This is a genomic window from Chryseobacterium piscicola (assembly GCF_900156685.1).
Classification (GTDB): Bacteria; Bacteroidota; Bacteroidia; order Flavobacteriales; family Weeksellaceae; genus Chryseobacterium; species Chryseobacterium piscicola.
Map to the genome: position 1 here is coordinate 1 of NZ_FTOJ01000011.1, position 14,585 is coordinate 14,585.

8 protein-coding genes are annotated in these 14,585 nt (G+C 35.9%); 6 read left to right on the plus strand and 2 right to left on the minus strand.

All coding sequences use genetic code 11. From position 1 onward, the window contains the following. The first annotated feature begins 1,071 nt into the window (after positions 1–1,071). The gene (locus BW939_RS14110; protein WP_123891557.1) at positions 1,072–2,271 is read left to right on the plus strand and encodes a hypothetical protein; all 1,200 of its coding nucleotides are present in this window, start codon (positions 1,072–1,074) and stop codon (positions 2,269–2,271) included. 14 nt (positions 2,272–2,285) lie between these two features. Beyond that, the gene (locus BW939_RS14115; protein ID WP_076452668.1) at positions 2,286–3,473 is read left to right on the plus strand and encodes a hypothetical protein; all 1,188 of its coding nucleotides are present in this window, start codon (positions 2,286–2,288) and stop codon (positions 3,471–3,473) included. 274 nt (positions 3,474–3,747) lie between these two features. Here the strand turns inward: BW939_RS14115 and BW939_RS14120 are convergent, their stop codons facing one another. Then, positions 3,748–6,015, minus strand: a complete 2,268-nt coding sequence (locus tag BW939_RS14120; RefSeq protein ID WP_076452669.1) for an aconitate hydratase — start codon at positions 6,013–6,015, stop codon at positions 3,748–3,750. A gap of 441 nt (positions 6,016–6,456) precedes the next feature. Next, complete coding sequence (locus BW939_RS14125) at positions 6,457–9,237, minus strand: bifunctional aconitate hydratase 2/2-methylisocitrate dehydratase (protein WP_076452670.1); 2,781 nt, start codon at positions 9,235–9,237, stop codon at positions 6,457–6,459. Between the two features lie 391 nt (positions 9,238–9,628). Between BW939_RS14125 and BW939_RS14135 the strand changes: the two genes are divergently transcribed. The 4 genes from BW939_RS14135 (at position 9,629) to BW939_RS14150 (ending at position 14,540) form a co-directional block, all read left to right on the plus strand. Continuing rightward, complete coding sequence (locus BW939_RS14135; protein WP_105170187.1) at positions 9,629–10,384, plus strand: WG repeat-containing protein; 756 nt, start codon at positions 9,629–9,631, stop codon at positions 10,382–10,384. A gap of 251 nt (positions 10,385–10,635) precedes the next feature. Next, entirely contained in the window at positions 10,636–12,735 is a 2,100-nt protein-coding gene (locus BW939_RS14140) for a TonB-dependent receptor (protein WP_076452673.1), read from the plus strand. Positions 12,736–13,245: 510 nt separating this feature from the next. Then, positions 13,246–14,031 (plus strand): HU domain-containing protein, encoded by a 786-nt coding sequence (locus BW939_RS14145; protein WP_076452674.1) that lies wholly within the window; start codon positions 13,246–13,248, stop codon positions 14,029–14,031. Then, positions 14,019–14,540 (plus strand): acyl-CoA thioesterase, encoded by a 522-nt coding sequence (locus BW939_RS14150; protein WP_076452675.1) that lies wholly within the window; start codon positions 14,019–14,021, stop codon positions 14,538–14,540. Before BW939_RS14145 ends, BW939_RS14150 begins: the two co-directional genes overlap by 13 nt. Positions 14,541–14,585: the final 45 nt, after the last annotated feature.

A 14,585-nucleotide genomic window follows, 5' to 3' on the forward strand; every position in this document is an offset into this window, starting at 1 on the left:
GCGCCGATGGTACTGCGAAAGCGGGAGAGTAGGTCGCCGCCAGTTTTTATTTAAAAGTCTCATACATGTATTTGTATGAGACTTTTTTTTTGTCCCAAAATCTAAAATTTGAAATTTGAAATTCAAAATTCGGAGTAGCTGTTTTTTCTACGATATAAAACTTAGTACAGTAGCAATAGATTTTTAATTTTATTTGAAGAATAAGGGTATTACTAAAATAAAGTTTTTTGATGCCGAATACCTTAGCCCTGATAGTAGCGGTTACCCCACAGCAAGGGTTGGAGCGCATGGGTTTTGGCGGTGGAGAGTTTTGGAGCGAGGAGTAGAAGCGGATAGCAGGAAATAGCTCCTTAAAAAGAAATATTCAGGTGTTATTTGTTTAGAATCACTTTTAGAAAAAACTCTACTTGCAATTTTTTTTTAGACTTTTATTTGTTGGGTAATTTTAAGTAAATTAATTATTTTACTATCGTTAGATAATTTACAATTATAGAATCTCCTTCAATTAATCTGCTTTTTTCTGCTTATAGAAATATCTTTTCAGATACATTACCATTGTTTTGACAATATGTAATTGATTATTTGGTAAGTTCAATCCCAACAAATATATTCCTAGACAGTTTATGGTATTTTTATTATATTCTTTTAATTAACGTAACGAAAAACGCATGCTTAAAATGAACTGCGGTTTTTAATTACCTAATATAGTTTCTTAATTTTCTTGTTGCTTAATCCAATTCAATGCAGAGTGTGCTTCGAAAATTGATACTTGTAAGGTGAGTTTTTTTGGTTTTGGCGGTTACTACACCTTGTATTTCCTTTTAGTTTATTGTTTTGGTTTTTTGTGCTAGACTCAATGTAGAGGAAACAATAGAAAGCACGATTATGGTTTTCTCCAACTTGAAATTTACTTTGATTTTATAGAGAAAGACAATTATTATGTGTTGCATTTTAATTTTAGTATGCACAATTTCAACAACTTGCCTTAAGTTACAATTAATTTTCGTTTCTTTGCAACTTAATATTTAGTAGCCATTAAATTACATAATGTCGAATTTCAATAAAACACAAATGAATTTATTTAAAACAGTATATGCAATTGTATTTCTGTTACCTTTTTTTTGTTTTTCCCAAAATATTGGTATAAAAACACAATCTCCCACACAAACATTAGATGTAAACGGATCAATAAGAGTACGATCTATCAATACAGCAGGAACTAGCACTGTTAAAGATTCTATATTGGTTTTTGAAAATGACGGAGTATTAAAATATGCTTCTTCTTCACAAATAATTCAGCAAGTTCCACAGGGTGTTTTTCCTATGGTTACCAATGCAAAACTTATTGGTACAGGAACTTCTTCTAATACTTTAGGCATTTCATCTCTTTCTGCAGGTATAAATCAAGCATTGGGTTGGAATAATCTTTTGGGTTGGACACCGGTAGACCAAATAAGTTCCAGCAACTGGCTTAGTGTGGGAAACGGAAATACATTGGCAACAAACTTTCTAGGAGCTACCAATGATATTAGTTTTGATATACGTTCTAATAATACAACCATGCTGCAATTTGGGAGAAGACAGACTTTAGGTCTTTTTGATTCCAGCATTACTGGTTTGTATCCATATAATCAACCTAACGATGCTGTAACTTACATAAGAGGAACCAATGGCAATTCTTCATTACAATTTGAATCTTCTATGAGCCAGACCTATAAACCTGTCTTTTTTACAGACAGTAATGGTAATTTTGGATTTCGTGGTTCGGCTGCAGGTAATGATTGGTTTGAGGTAACTTCGTCCGGAATCAGTAATAACGCTTCACTTCAATTTACTATAGGAGACGAAGGAAACGAGCCTATTGTTTTTAGAAAGTATAACAATTCTACCAATTCTTTTATAGAAATGATGCGCATGCAGGGATTAGGACTTAATAATAGAGTTACTGTGGGTATTAATGTGAATGGCAGCCAGCCCAATTCTACATTTGAAGTAAAGGGTTCTGTTTCAAGAAGTATTTCCCAAATTACTGCAAGTACCACTTTAACAGAGTCTCAATACACTGTTCTTCTTAATAATTCAAACACGATAACGATTACATTACCCTCTGCATCTGCATTTAGAGGGCGTATTTATGTTTTAAAGAAACTCACTTCAAATACGGTAAATATTTCAAGTTATTTAAATAGGCTAAGTTCGTCGGCTACAGTTTTACCCAATGGCGTTACTCAGCTACAGAGTGACGGAACCAATTGGCAACAAATTAATTAATAATTTTCACTACTATGAAAGTCTTCTATTTTATATTTTCCTTCTTTCCTTTCTTGATTTTCAGTCAGGTAGGGATTAATACTACAAATCCTACGCATACATTAGACGTTAACGGAAGCTTAAGAGTAAGAGGAATAACTCAGGCGGGTTCTAATGCTGCTGCTAAAGATTCAATTATGGCTTTTGATAGCGATGGTGTGATAAAGTACGTTTCGGCAACGTCTATTGCTTCATTAGCAGATGCAGGTTCTGTAAAAGTAGTTACCAATTCTACCTTATCCGGAAATGGTTCTACAGCAAGCCCCTTGGGAATTGCGCAGCAAGGTGCAACAGCCAATCAAGTGTTAACTTGGAATGGTACATCTTGGGTTCCTGCTAATCAAGCAGGTGCGTCTAATTGGCTTCTTACAGGAAACAGCAATGTTACATCTGCAAATTTTTTAGGAACAATCAATGATGTTCCAATGTCAATACGATCTAATAACACATCAATGCTGGAGTTTGGGAGAAGACAGACATTAGGACTTTATGAGAGTACATCTAGCCTTATTCCTTACAATCAACCGGATGCGTCGGTAACATACGTTCGAGGAACAAGTGGTGTTTCGGCACTGCAATTTGAAGCAGGAGGAGCTAGTTTTTACAAACCTATCATTTTCACAGATGCTTCCGGAAACTTTTTGATGAGAGGTTCTAGTGCAGGCACAGATTTTTTTGAACTCGGTAGTGCAGGAACAAGCGATAATGGGCAAATGGTTTTCACGATAGGAGATGATGGTAATGAGCCTATGATCTTCAGAAAATATAACTATTCTCCAGCTGCTTACGTTGAAATGATGCGTATGCAGGGAACAGGTCTTAATGCTAACGTGAGAGTAGGGATTAATATGGCAGGAACTACAGCCAACTCTACATTTCAGGTAAACGGATCTGTTTCTCAATCTGTCGCTACCATTACAGCAAGTACAACTTTAGATGAAAATTTCTTTACCGTAATAGCCAATAACGCTTCTGCGATTACCATCACGCTTCCTGCTGCATCTTCTTGCCCTGGAAGAATGTATATCGTGAAAAAGAATACAAGTGTGGGAACTACAAATATTACTTCTTTTATCAACAGTTTAGGGACTACAGTGGGCACCATTACAACCGGTGTTTACCAACTCCAGAGTGACGGAACGAATTGGCACCAAATAAATTAATTCAAAAAGATCAGACAGAAATGTTTGATCTTTTTTTTGCTGCAAATTTCTATTTCAAGAACTAGAGATTCTGTGATTCTTTTAACTACAGAAACAGAAAATCTACACGACGGAATTTCTGATGAAAGATGCTTAAGTATTATGCATGATTTACAATTATGATGGAATAATTGTTGATTTTCGGAAGGCAAAAGAGCAGTTTTACTCAAAATAACATACAAGTAAAAAAGCAACTCCAAATTTGAAGTTGCTTTCATTATATATAACAGAAATTTTAATTTTCCTGTTGTTTAATTAAATTCAGTGCAGAACCTGCTTTGAACCAATCAATTTGTTGGTCATTATACGTATGATTTGCTAAAACAACGTCCTTCGTTCCATTGGTGTGAATAAACTCTAATGTCAATTGTTTTCCAGGTGCAAACTGATCTAGATCTAAAAAGTTAACCACATCGTCTTCCTGAATTTTGTCGTAATCAGCTTCATTGGCAAAAGTTAATCCCAACATTCCCTGCTTTTTCAGGTTGGTTTCGTGGATTCTTGCAAAAGATTTTACCAAAACAGCTTTTACACCAAGATGTCTCGGTTCCATTGCTGCATGCTCTCTAGAAGAACCTTCACCATAGTTTTGATCTCCTACTACAATCGAAGGAATTCCGGCAGCTTTGTAAGCTCGCTGTACAGCAGGAACTTCACCGTAAGAACCATCAAGCTGATTCTTAACTTTGTTGGTTTCCATGTTGTAAGCATTTACCGCTCCGATCAACATGTTGTTTGAGATGTTATCTAAATGTCCTCTGTATTTCAACCACGGTCCTGCCATAGAAATATGGTCTGTTGTACATTTTCCGAAAGCTTTGATTAAAACTCTCGCTCCGGTAATATTTTTACCATCCCAAGCTGGGAATTCTTCCAACAATTGAAGTCTGTCTGAAGTTGGGCTTACCTTTACTTCCACACCAGAACCATCTGCTGAAGGAGCTTGATAACCATTATCGTCTACTGCAAATCCTTTCGCTGGTAATTCAAAACCTTGAGGCTCGTTTAATCTTATTTGTTCTCCGTTTTCGGCCGTTAATGTATCTGTAATCGGATTAAAATCTAATCTTCCTGAAATGGCAATGGCTGCCACCATTTCCGGAGAAGCTACAAATGCATGGGTATTTGGGTTTCCGTCTGCTCTTTTGGCAAAGTTTCTGTTGAAAGAGTGAATGATCGAGTTTTTCTCGCCTTTTTCAGCGCCTTCTCTGTCCCATTGTCCGATACATGGTCCGCAAGCATTGGTAAAGATTCTGGCATTTTCAAATTTTCTGAAAGAATCTAAGAATCCGTCTCTTTCAGCTGTGAATTTTACTTGCTCAGAACCAGGGTTAATTCCTAAGATCGCTTTAGGTTTCACGCCTTTTGCTACGGCATCTTCTACAATAGAAGCAGCTCTCGACAAATCTTCATACGAAGAATTAGTACAAGAACCAATCAATGCCCATTCTACTTCAATTGGCCATCCGTTTGCTATAGCTTTTTCTTTGAATTCAGAAACAGGAGTAGCTAAATCTGGTGTAAACGGACCGTTCAAATGAGGAGCCAATTCTGAAAGGTTAATTTCAATTACCTGATCAAAATATTGTTCTGGGTTTGCATACACTTCTGCATCACCTGTTAAATGTTCTGCAATTTTATCTGCAGCATCTACAACATCTTGTCTTCCTGTAGAAGCAAGGTATCTTCTCATAGAATCATCGTATCCGAAAGTAGAAGTAGTAGCGCCAATTTCAGCTCCCATGTTACAGATAGTTCCTTTTCCTGTTGCTGATAAAGATATGGCACCGTCACCGAAGTATTCTACGATGCATCCTGTGCCGCCTTTTACGGTAAGAATTCCGGCAACTTTTAGGATAACATCTTTTGCGGAAGTCCAGCCAGACATTTTACCGGTTAATTTTACACCGATTAATTTTGGCATTTTCAATTCCCAAGCCATTCCTGCCATTACGTCAACTGCATCTGCACCACCAACTCCGATGGCAACCATACCTAAACCTCCTGCGTTCACTGTATGAGAATCTGTTCCGATCATCATTCCTCCAGGGAATGCGTAGTTTTCTAAAACCACTTGATGAATAATTCCGGCTCCCGGTTTCCAGAAACCAATTCCATATTTATCACAAACCGAACCTAAGAAATTGAAAACCTCAGAGTTTTTATTAATTCCTTCCTGTAAATCGGCTTCTGCACCTACTCTTGCCTGAATAAGGTGATCTGCGTGAGCAGTTGAAGGAACAGCAACTTTGGCTTTTCCTGCCTGCATAAATTGTAAAAGAGCCATTTGTGCAGTAGCATCCTGCATTGCCACTCTGTCCGGAGCGAAATCTACGTAGGAATTTCCTCTTTCATGTTCTTTTGTAGCGTTTCCTTCCCACAAGTGGGTGTAAAGAATTTTTTCTGAAAGTGTCAACGGTTTTCCAGTTATCTGTCTTGCTGCAGCAATACGTTCAGGGTAGCGTTCGTACACTTTTTTAATCATGTCGATGTCGAAAGTCATATCTAAATTTAATTTTTCTGTTTTTTGTAAATTTTCTATTCTTAATTTAGTGAATATCTGCTTAAGCTAAATATTTTATCTTGAACACAAGGCACACAGAGACTTTTTTGACTGCTAAATGCTTTTAAGGTTCACAAAGCCGTAAACTTAAAAAAGAACTCAAAGGTTCATCAATCATTCAATTTAAAGTAGAAAATTTTAATCCTTTATAATTCATCAAATACTGTTCCCTCAATCCACAAAAAGGGATAAATATGATGAATGACTGAGATTATTTATAACTATCAAGTTAAGGAAAAATAAAATTTCGGTTATTGATTTAAGATAAAATAAATTAGATAGGGCTTAAATGGAAGCGTTCTAAACAAAAAATGGAAGACTTCCAAAAGAAATCTTCCATTTTATATTTAAAAAAGTCTTTCGACTAAAATTTAAAATCTATTAATGACCCACAGTTACCAATTCTTTGATAGACGGAACGAAAGTCGTTAAATCAATACCTTCCACTGCTTCTTTGTATTCTTCAATGTTTGGGATTCTTCCCATAATTGCAGAAAGTACAACAACTGGTGTAGAAGCCAATAGAGATTCTCCTTTTTTACGTTCAGAATCTTCAACCACTCTTCCTTGGAAAAGTCTTGTAGAAGTTGCCAAAACAGTGTCTCCTTTCTCGGCTTTTTCTTGGTTACCCATACAAAGGTTACAACCGGGACGCTCCAGATACATCATATTTTCATATTCTGTACGAGCAGCACCTTTCGGAGCATTGTCATTAAATTCGAAACCTGAATATTTTTCTAGTAATTCCCAATCGCCTTCCGCTTTCAATTCATCGATGATGTTGTAAGTTGGAGCAGCAACTACAAGCGGTGCGCTGAATTCCACTTTACCATTTTTTCTTTCAATATTTCTCAACATTTGAGAAACGATTTTCAAGTCGCCTTTGTGAACCATACAAGATCCTACGAAGCCAAGATCTACTTTTTTGTCTCCGCCATAGAAAGTAAGATCTCTGATGGTATCGTGCGTGTATCTTTTAGAAACATCTTCGTTATTTACATCCGGGTCAGCAATCATTGGCTCAACAATAATATCAAGATCAACAACTACTTCTGCGTAATAACTAGCATTAGAGTCTGGTGTTAAAGCTGGTTTTTCACCAGATTTAATTTCTGTAATTCTCTTGTTTGCTTTATTAATTAATCCCTGAAGAACCTGATTGTGGTTGTCCATTCCTTTGTCTATCATAATCTGGATTCTGCCTTTCGCAATTTCCAATGATTCGATCAGAGTGTCGTCTTCAGAAATACAGATTGAAGCTTTTGCTTTCATTTCTGCAGTCCAGTCAGTGAATGTAAATGCTTGATCCGCAGGAAGTGTTCCGATGTGAACCTCGATAATTCTACCTTGGAAGACGTTTTCTCCACCAAACTGCTGCAACATCTGCAATTGAGTTGCGTGTACCACATCACGGAAATCCATATGCTGCTTCATATCGCCTTTGAAAGTCACCTTTACAGATTCCGGAATCGGCATAGATGCTTCACCAGTCGCCAATGCTAATGCAACAGTTCCTGAGTCAGCTCCGAACGCCACACCTTTAGACATTCTTGTGTGAGAATCTCCACCAATAATGATTGCCCATTCGTCGATGGTAATATCATTCAGAACCTTATGAATAACATCTGTCATTGCGTGGTATTCACCTTTCGGGTCGCGCGCAGTGATTAAACCAAAATCATTCATAAATTTCATCAATCTAGGAATGTTTGCTTGAGCTTTTTTATCCCAAACAGAAGCGGTATGACAACCAGATTGGTAAGCACCGTCAACGATTGGAGAAATAACTGTTGCAGCCATCGATTCCAATTCCTGAGCGGTCATCAAACCAGTTGTATCCTGAGAACCAACGATGTTAACTTCTACACGAACATCAGAACCAGCGTGCAGCACTTTTCCTGGCGCTAAACCAACAGCGTTTTTATTAAATATTTTTTCAACAGCCGTAAGACCAACACCTTCTTTAGTAATTTCTTTTGATGGCGCATAAACAGTTGGGATTTCTATTCCTAAAATGTTTGAAGCCCAAGTCTGTAATTTTTTACCAAAAACGATAGCGTAAGAACCACCCGCTTTGATGAATTCCATCTTTTGCGGCGTGAAAGATTTAGAAATATCTTTCAGTTCCTGATCGCCGTTGTATAATTTTTTAGTCTTTGTATTAATAGTAAGAACTGTTCCTGTAGCTACAGAATAAACTTCCTCAAGGATGGGTTCGTTGTTTTCATTACGGATTACATTACCTTCGGCATCTAGTTTTTTCACCCAGTTTTGAAGATCGATACCAATTCCACCAGTCACGTCAACAGTAGTTAGGAAAATTGGAGAAATCCCATTTGTTCCACCTACGATTGGTGCGAAATTTACAAAAGGGATGTAAGGACTTGCTTGTTTACCTGTCCAAAGTGCCACATTATTTACACCAGACATTCTGGATGATCCAACGCCCATTGTACCTTTTTCAGCAATCAGCATCACACTTTTGTCAGGGTGCTGTGCCTGCAAAGCTTGGATTTCTTTCTGAGCTTCTGGCGTCATCATACACTTACCGTGAAGTTCACGATCTGATCTAGAGTGTGCCTGGTTTCCCGGAGACAATAGATCTGTTGAGATATCACCTTCGCCAGCGATGTATGTTACTACTTTTATTTCTTCCGCAGCTTCGGGAAGTTTTGTGAAGAATTCTGCCTGTGCGTAGCTTTCAATGATTTCTTTTGCGATTTCATTTCCGTTGTTGAATGCTTCTTTCAAACGGTCTGTGTCTGCTTCGTAAAGGAAAACCTGTGTTTTAAGAACGGTTGCTGCTTCTTTGGCAATATTTTCGTCCGTACCAAGAGCAAGATCTAATAGTGCTTCGATAGAAGGACCACCTTTCATATGAGATAGTAACTCAAATGCAAAAGCAGGCGTGATTTCTTTTACTAGGGATTCACCTAATATGATTTCTTTTAAAAATTGAGCTTTTACACCAGCAGCACTTGTAGTTCCCGGTAAAGCATTGTAAATGAAAAATTTCAAAGAATCTGACCTGTATTCATTGTCGTTATCTTTTATTTGCGAAATAATCTCGCTTAATAATTCTGCACCGTCAATTGGCTTAGGATGTAGCCCTTGGTTTTTTCTTTCTTCAATCTCTTGGATGTAATCCTGATAAATATTCATAATATTAGAAGTCTTTTCAATCTTTATTCTAGGTGTTTACAGTTTTTGGGCTGTAAATATTTATAGCGAATCTGCAAATTGTTTGATTGATAGTCAAACAGTTGTAATGTAAGGTAATGTTTTTAACAAAAAAAGTGAAAAACAATTGCCTTCAATTTTTTAAAAAACAAAATTTAAAATATCTTTTGACTACATAAATTGTTCAAAAGTGTTTCTGGGAATGTTTTATTAAAAAATGAAACATTTAAAAATGTGTTCAAATTTACGAATTTTTACTATTTTTTTAAAGCATCACTATTTAGATTCTTTATAAATATGGGTTTTATAAATTCTATTTTATTATTTTTGAAGTATAAAACAGAACATGATGACTTTGAAATTTTTTTTTAAGATGACCTTATTAGTGTTTACCTTTTTTAGTTTATTTAATAATTCTCAGGTTAAAACTTTTTTTCCTAAAGATTTAGTTAGTAAAAATAGCAAACAAAAATCTATCTCAAACGATGTTTTACCCAAAGATGTTGTAAGAATTGATGAAGAAGTTCCTCTGCTTATTCCGCAGAAAAGAGAGGGTAAATTTGGCTATGTGAATCAAAATGGGAAGTTTATTATACAGCCAGAATATCATATTGCTTTGTTTTTTGGAGAAGATTGTAATCTTTTGTATTCGCCCAACGAAAATGTAAAAAAGTATGGTTCAAAAAGCTATGCTACTGTTGATAAAAATGGGATTTCTTACCGCATCAATAGGTCTGGTAAAATTGTTTACACTTACAAACCTGCAGATTTAGGAGTCTGCAAAACAGAATATAAGAAACCCCTCTACAATGCTTATCGCCACAACGGAAAATACGGGTTGGTAGAAGAAGGGAAATTGGTAAATCCTGCCGATAAGAAACATTTTATCATTTATCCTACTTATGATTACTTATTTGTGATGGAAGGCAATGATGTTGCAAACCCTATGCTTGTAGTAAACAAAGATGATAAATTTGGAATTATTGATGTGAAAGGTCAAACGATTATTCCTCTAGAATACAAAGATATCAAGAGAAACTATAGCTGGAAGCTTGGTAAAATGTTTGAAGTTACGAAAGATGATGTGAACTATTATTATATTGATATTCACAACAAATCTTACAGGTAAAAAATAATTTTAAGAATTACATAAAAAAGGCTTATTTTTGCCACTGAAATTTAAGGGGTGCTCCACTAGGGGCTGAGATTATACCCAATGAACCTGGAACAGGTAATGCTGTTTAGGGAACTTTGTAAGTGTACCAATTGATTAATGTACCAGTTTACCAATGTTTCGGCATTGCTACATTGTTAAATTTTCAAATTGTTACAATTTTTAATCGCCCCTTTTATTCAATTAAATTTTAAAAATTTATAAGAATGAAAGGATTTGTTTTTTTAGGGCTTACCGTAGCCGCCAACTTTTTGAATGCTCAATCTACAGATACACTTTCTGTAAGAGACATTGAAGCCGTGAGCTTTACCAAGCGACTACCCGTTGCCAAAGAAATCATCAACGTACAAAGAGATTTAGATAGTAAAAATCTCGGACAAGATCTTCCGATGTTGCTGAAAAATCAAACCTCTATTATTTCTACATCAGATGCTGGAAATGGCGTTGGATACACAGGTTTCAGGATTCGTGGGGTTGCTGGAAGAGGAATTAATGTGATGATGAATGGTGTTCCATTCAACGATTCTGAAAGTCAAGGGACTTTTTTTGTGAATGTGCCTGATATCACGAGCTCGGCGTCACAAGTTGTTATTCAAAGAGGTGTTGGTACTTCCAATAACGGTGTTTCGGCATTTGGAGCGAGTATCAATATTATTTCAAAAGAGCCTGATGAGAAGTTTTATTTTAAAACAGATGACAGTTATGGTTCTTTTAATACGTACAAATATTCTGCAGAGATCGGTTCTGGTAAATTCTGGAAAGACCGTCTTTCTGTAATGGGAAGGTATTCTCAGATTCACTCGGATGGGTTTATAGATCGTGCATCTTCAGATCTACATTCTTATAATTTCACTGCATTATTTGAAGAAAGAAAAACAAAACTTCGTCTAATGACTTTCGGTGGAAAAGAAAAAACCTACCAAGCATGGAACGGAGTAGACAGAAAAACTTGGGAAAGTAATCCTAAATTCAATGCTTCCGGAGCTATTTACGATGCTAATTGGGAAAATATTGTAGGGTTTTATGATAACGAAACCGATAATTACAGACAGAATCACTATCAACTGCTTTGGGAGCAAGGTTTAAATGAATATTGGAGTCTTGAAACTACGCTTCACTATACAAAAGGTCGTGGCTATTATGAAAACTACAAACAAAGCGATCCTTTTGCGAGGTACAATCTTCCGAATATTAATGGGGGAAAATACTCAGATTTCATAAGAAAAAAATGGTTAAATAATGATTTTTATGGCATTGTTTCTACTTTGTACGGAAAATTTAACAATTTAGATTTAAATTTTGGCGTTGTAGGAAATCAATACTACGGAAGACATTATGGTAATGTTACGGATGTTTTCAATCCACAAATTCAACAGCATGAATATTATAGAAACCGCTCTTTAAAAAGTGAAGTGGCAGGATTCGCAAAAGCATTAGTCACTGTCAATAATTTTGAGTTTTTTGGAGATCTTCAAATCAGAAATATTGATTACGAAACCAAAATTCTACAAGAAGGAGATTTTGAAGGAGCAAATCTTAATAAAAACTGGCTGTTCTTTAACCCAAAAGCAGGCATCAACTATAAAATCGGAGGAGGAAAGGTTTTTGTTTCTTATGCCCATGCGCAAAGGGAACCTAATCGGGATGATTTAATTTCAGATAATAATGTAAAATCTGAAAAGCTTCACGACCTTGAGGCCGGGCTCGAAAAGCAGTTCGGGAAAGTAGCGTTTACCGCTAATCTCTATTATATGTATTATCTGAATCAGTTGGTTTTGAACGGGCAAATCAGCAGTATTGGGGAGTTTATCAGAACCAATTCCGGCAAAAGTTATAGAAGAGGTGTTGAAATTGGCGCTTTGGCGAAGGTTACAAAGCAGTTTGAAATTTCTGCGAACATCAGTGCTAGCCAGAACCAAAATTTGGAGTTCAAAATTAAAAATGCGGTAGGGATTCAGAATTTAGGAGATACCAAAATTTCATTTTCACCGAATTTAATTGCCAATTTAAGTTTGAAATACAGCCCTGTAAAAAATTTCCAATTGGGACTAACCAATCAGTATGTAGGGAAGCAATATCTGGACAATACACAAACTCAGGATTTGCAGCTTCAAGATTATTTGCTGACAGATTTCAATGCACAGTATGATTTTAAAATCAAAAAACATGAAATCGCTTTGAAGCTTTTAGTGAATAATATTTTGGATCAAAAATACGTGAACAACGGTTATGTTTACAACGGGCCGGTTTACTTTTCTCAGGCAGGCACCAACTTTATGTTCGGTATCAGCTGGAAAATTCAATAAGACACCACATCATTTTTTATACTTTTCTAAGTAATTTAGGATTAATTTGAAAGACTGCTTCGGCGGTCTTTTTTGTTCTTTTTAAAAATCACACCACTATTTTATTAGCAGTATATTAAAAAAGGAGATAGTACAATTTCTTTTCTGATATTTCAATTTTTTTCTTTTAAAAAATCTATATCCTATATTAAACTAATAGAATTTTTAGATCCTTGTTCTATACAACCTGTATAAATTTCTTGTAGAGACACGCTAACTAATTTTGCCATAAGGTGACATTCATTATTTGCAATTTTTATTTTACCTTTTTATGTTCTCTGGTTTGGGGTTTGGGCTAATTTTAAGGTAAATTGCAATATCAGCCTGCGCTATCTTTTTGCCTTTCTGGCAAGGATTAATTTTTCGTTCGTCATGCGTCCCATTACAAGAATCATTATAGACTTAATTTCAAAAAATGGCTTAAAAACAAATCTCTTAAAAGTCACGAAAAAGTCATAAATTTGTCGCCAAATGAATATTTCAGCATACACTTTAGAATATCTGAAGAAATACGGAACGGTTACCGTGCCAGGCTTTGGGGTATTTTATCTCGAAAATTCGAAGGCAAAACTAGATCCCGAAAACGGAACTATTCTACCGCCTTCTAGTCATATTGCTTTTAAAGTCGATTATCAGGTAGCATCTGATGATCTAATACGTTATATAGCGACAAAAAAAAGCACAACCTTTGAAGCTTCGAAAAACGAACTTCAGATTCAGACTGATTTTTGGAAAAAAAAGCTGCAGGCGGATCATCGCTTAGAAATTCAAAATCTTGGCAGACTAGATCAGCATGACAATGGTCTGGTATTCTACGGCGAAAGGCTCACTTCAGATCATCCTGAATTTTATGGGTTAGAAGAAATAAGGTTTTCAGACATCAGTGATGGAGAAAATTTAGTTACAACTAATGATACAGACAAAGATTATAAATTTAGCAAGTCTATTTTATGGATTTTTTTCATCGCTATTCCCATTGCCGGTTTGCTTTATTTTGGGATTACCCAGAAAGAGTTAATTTTTGGTAAAAAATCTTTAGACAGCCTCTCGGCACAAACCAAAACAAAACGTATTGAAAAAGCAGTTCCTACGAAACTAGATTCTGTACAGATGAAAATTGCTGATTCTATCAAAAGAGTTACTTTCAAAGTAGATTCTTTAAAGGTAGATTCTATAAAAAAGGACTCCATCAGAAAACATACACCAAAAACTTGGAGGCCAAAATATCAAAAAAGAAAATCAAAATGGCACAGATAAAAAAAGCGTCAGAATCACTGACGGTAATGACAAATATTGTACTTCCCAATGATACCAACCAATTGAGAAATCTTTTTGGAGGCGAATTGCTGGCAAGAATGGACAGGTGTGCATCTATTTCGGCCACTAGACACTGCGAAAGAAGAGTGGTGACGGCTTCTGTAAACCATGTTTCTTTTGATCATCCTATTCCGGAAGGTGGAATTGTAGTAATGGAATCTAAAGTATCACGTGCATTCGGAACCTCTATGGAGATATACGTGGATGTTTGGTTAGATGATCCTATTAATCACAAAAAAACCCAAACCAACAAAGGTATTTACACTTTCGTTGCTGTAGATGAATTCAACAGACCTATCCCAATCCCTGCAATGGAGCCAGAAACTGATCTTGAAATAGAAAGATATGATGCAGCATTAAGAAGAAAAGAACTTTCTCTAATTCTTTCGGGAAGAATGAAGCCTTCTGAATCTGTAGAACTCAAAAAATTGTTCCAAGAACCTTCTTAATTAATCATTATCTGAAGTTTTCACTACTCCAAGAGTTGAAGAAAT

Excerpts from the sequence above, each read along its gene's own strand:
- BW939_RS14110 (WP_123891557.1), top strand. The coding sequence starts at position 1,072 with ATGAATTTATTTAAAACAGTATATGCAATTGTATTTCTGTTACCTTTT.
- BW939_RS14115 (WP_076452668.1), top strand. The coding sequence starts at position 2,286 with ATGAAAGTCTTCTATTTTATATTTTCCTTCTTTCCTTTCTTGATTTTC.
- BW939_RS14120 (WP_076452669.1), bottom strand. The coding sequence starts at position 6,015 with ATGACTTTCGACATCGACATGATTAAAAAAGTGTACGAACGCTACCCT.
- BW939_RS14125 (WP_076452670.1), bottom strand. The coding sequence starts at position 9,237 with ATGAATATTTATCAGGATTACATCCAAGAGATTGAAGAAAGAAAAAAC.
- BW939_RS14135 (WP_105170187.1), top strand. The coding sequence starts at position 9,629 with ATGACCTTATTAGTGTTTACCTTTTTTAGTTTATTTAATAATTCTCAG.
- BW939_RS14140 (WP_076452673.1), top strand. The coding sequence starts at position 10,636 with ATGAAAGGATTTGTTTTTTTAGGGCTTACCGTAGCCGCCAACTTTTTG.
- BW939_RS14145 (WP_076452674.1), top strand. The coding sequence starts at position 13,246 with ATGAATATTTCAGCATACACTTTAGAATATCTGAAGAAATACGGAACG.
- BW939_RS14150 (WP_076452675.1), top strand. The coding sequence starts at position 14,019 with ATGGCACAGATAAAAAAAGCGTCAGAATCACTGACGGTAATGACAAAT.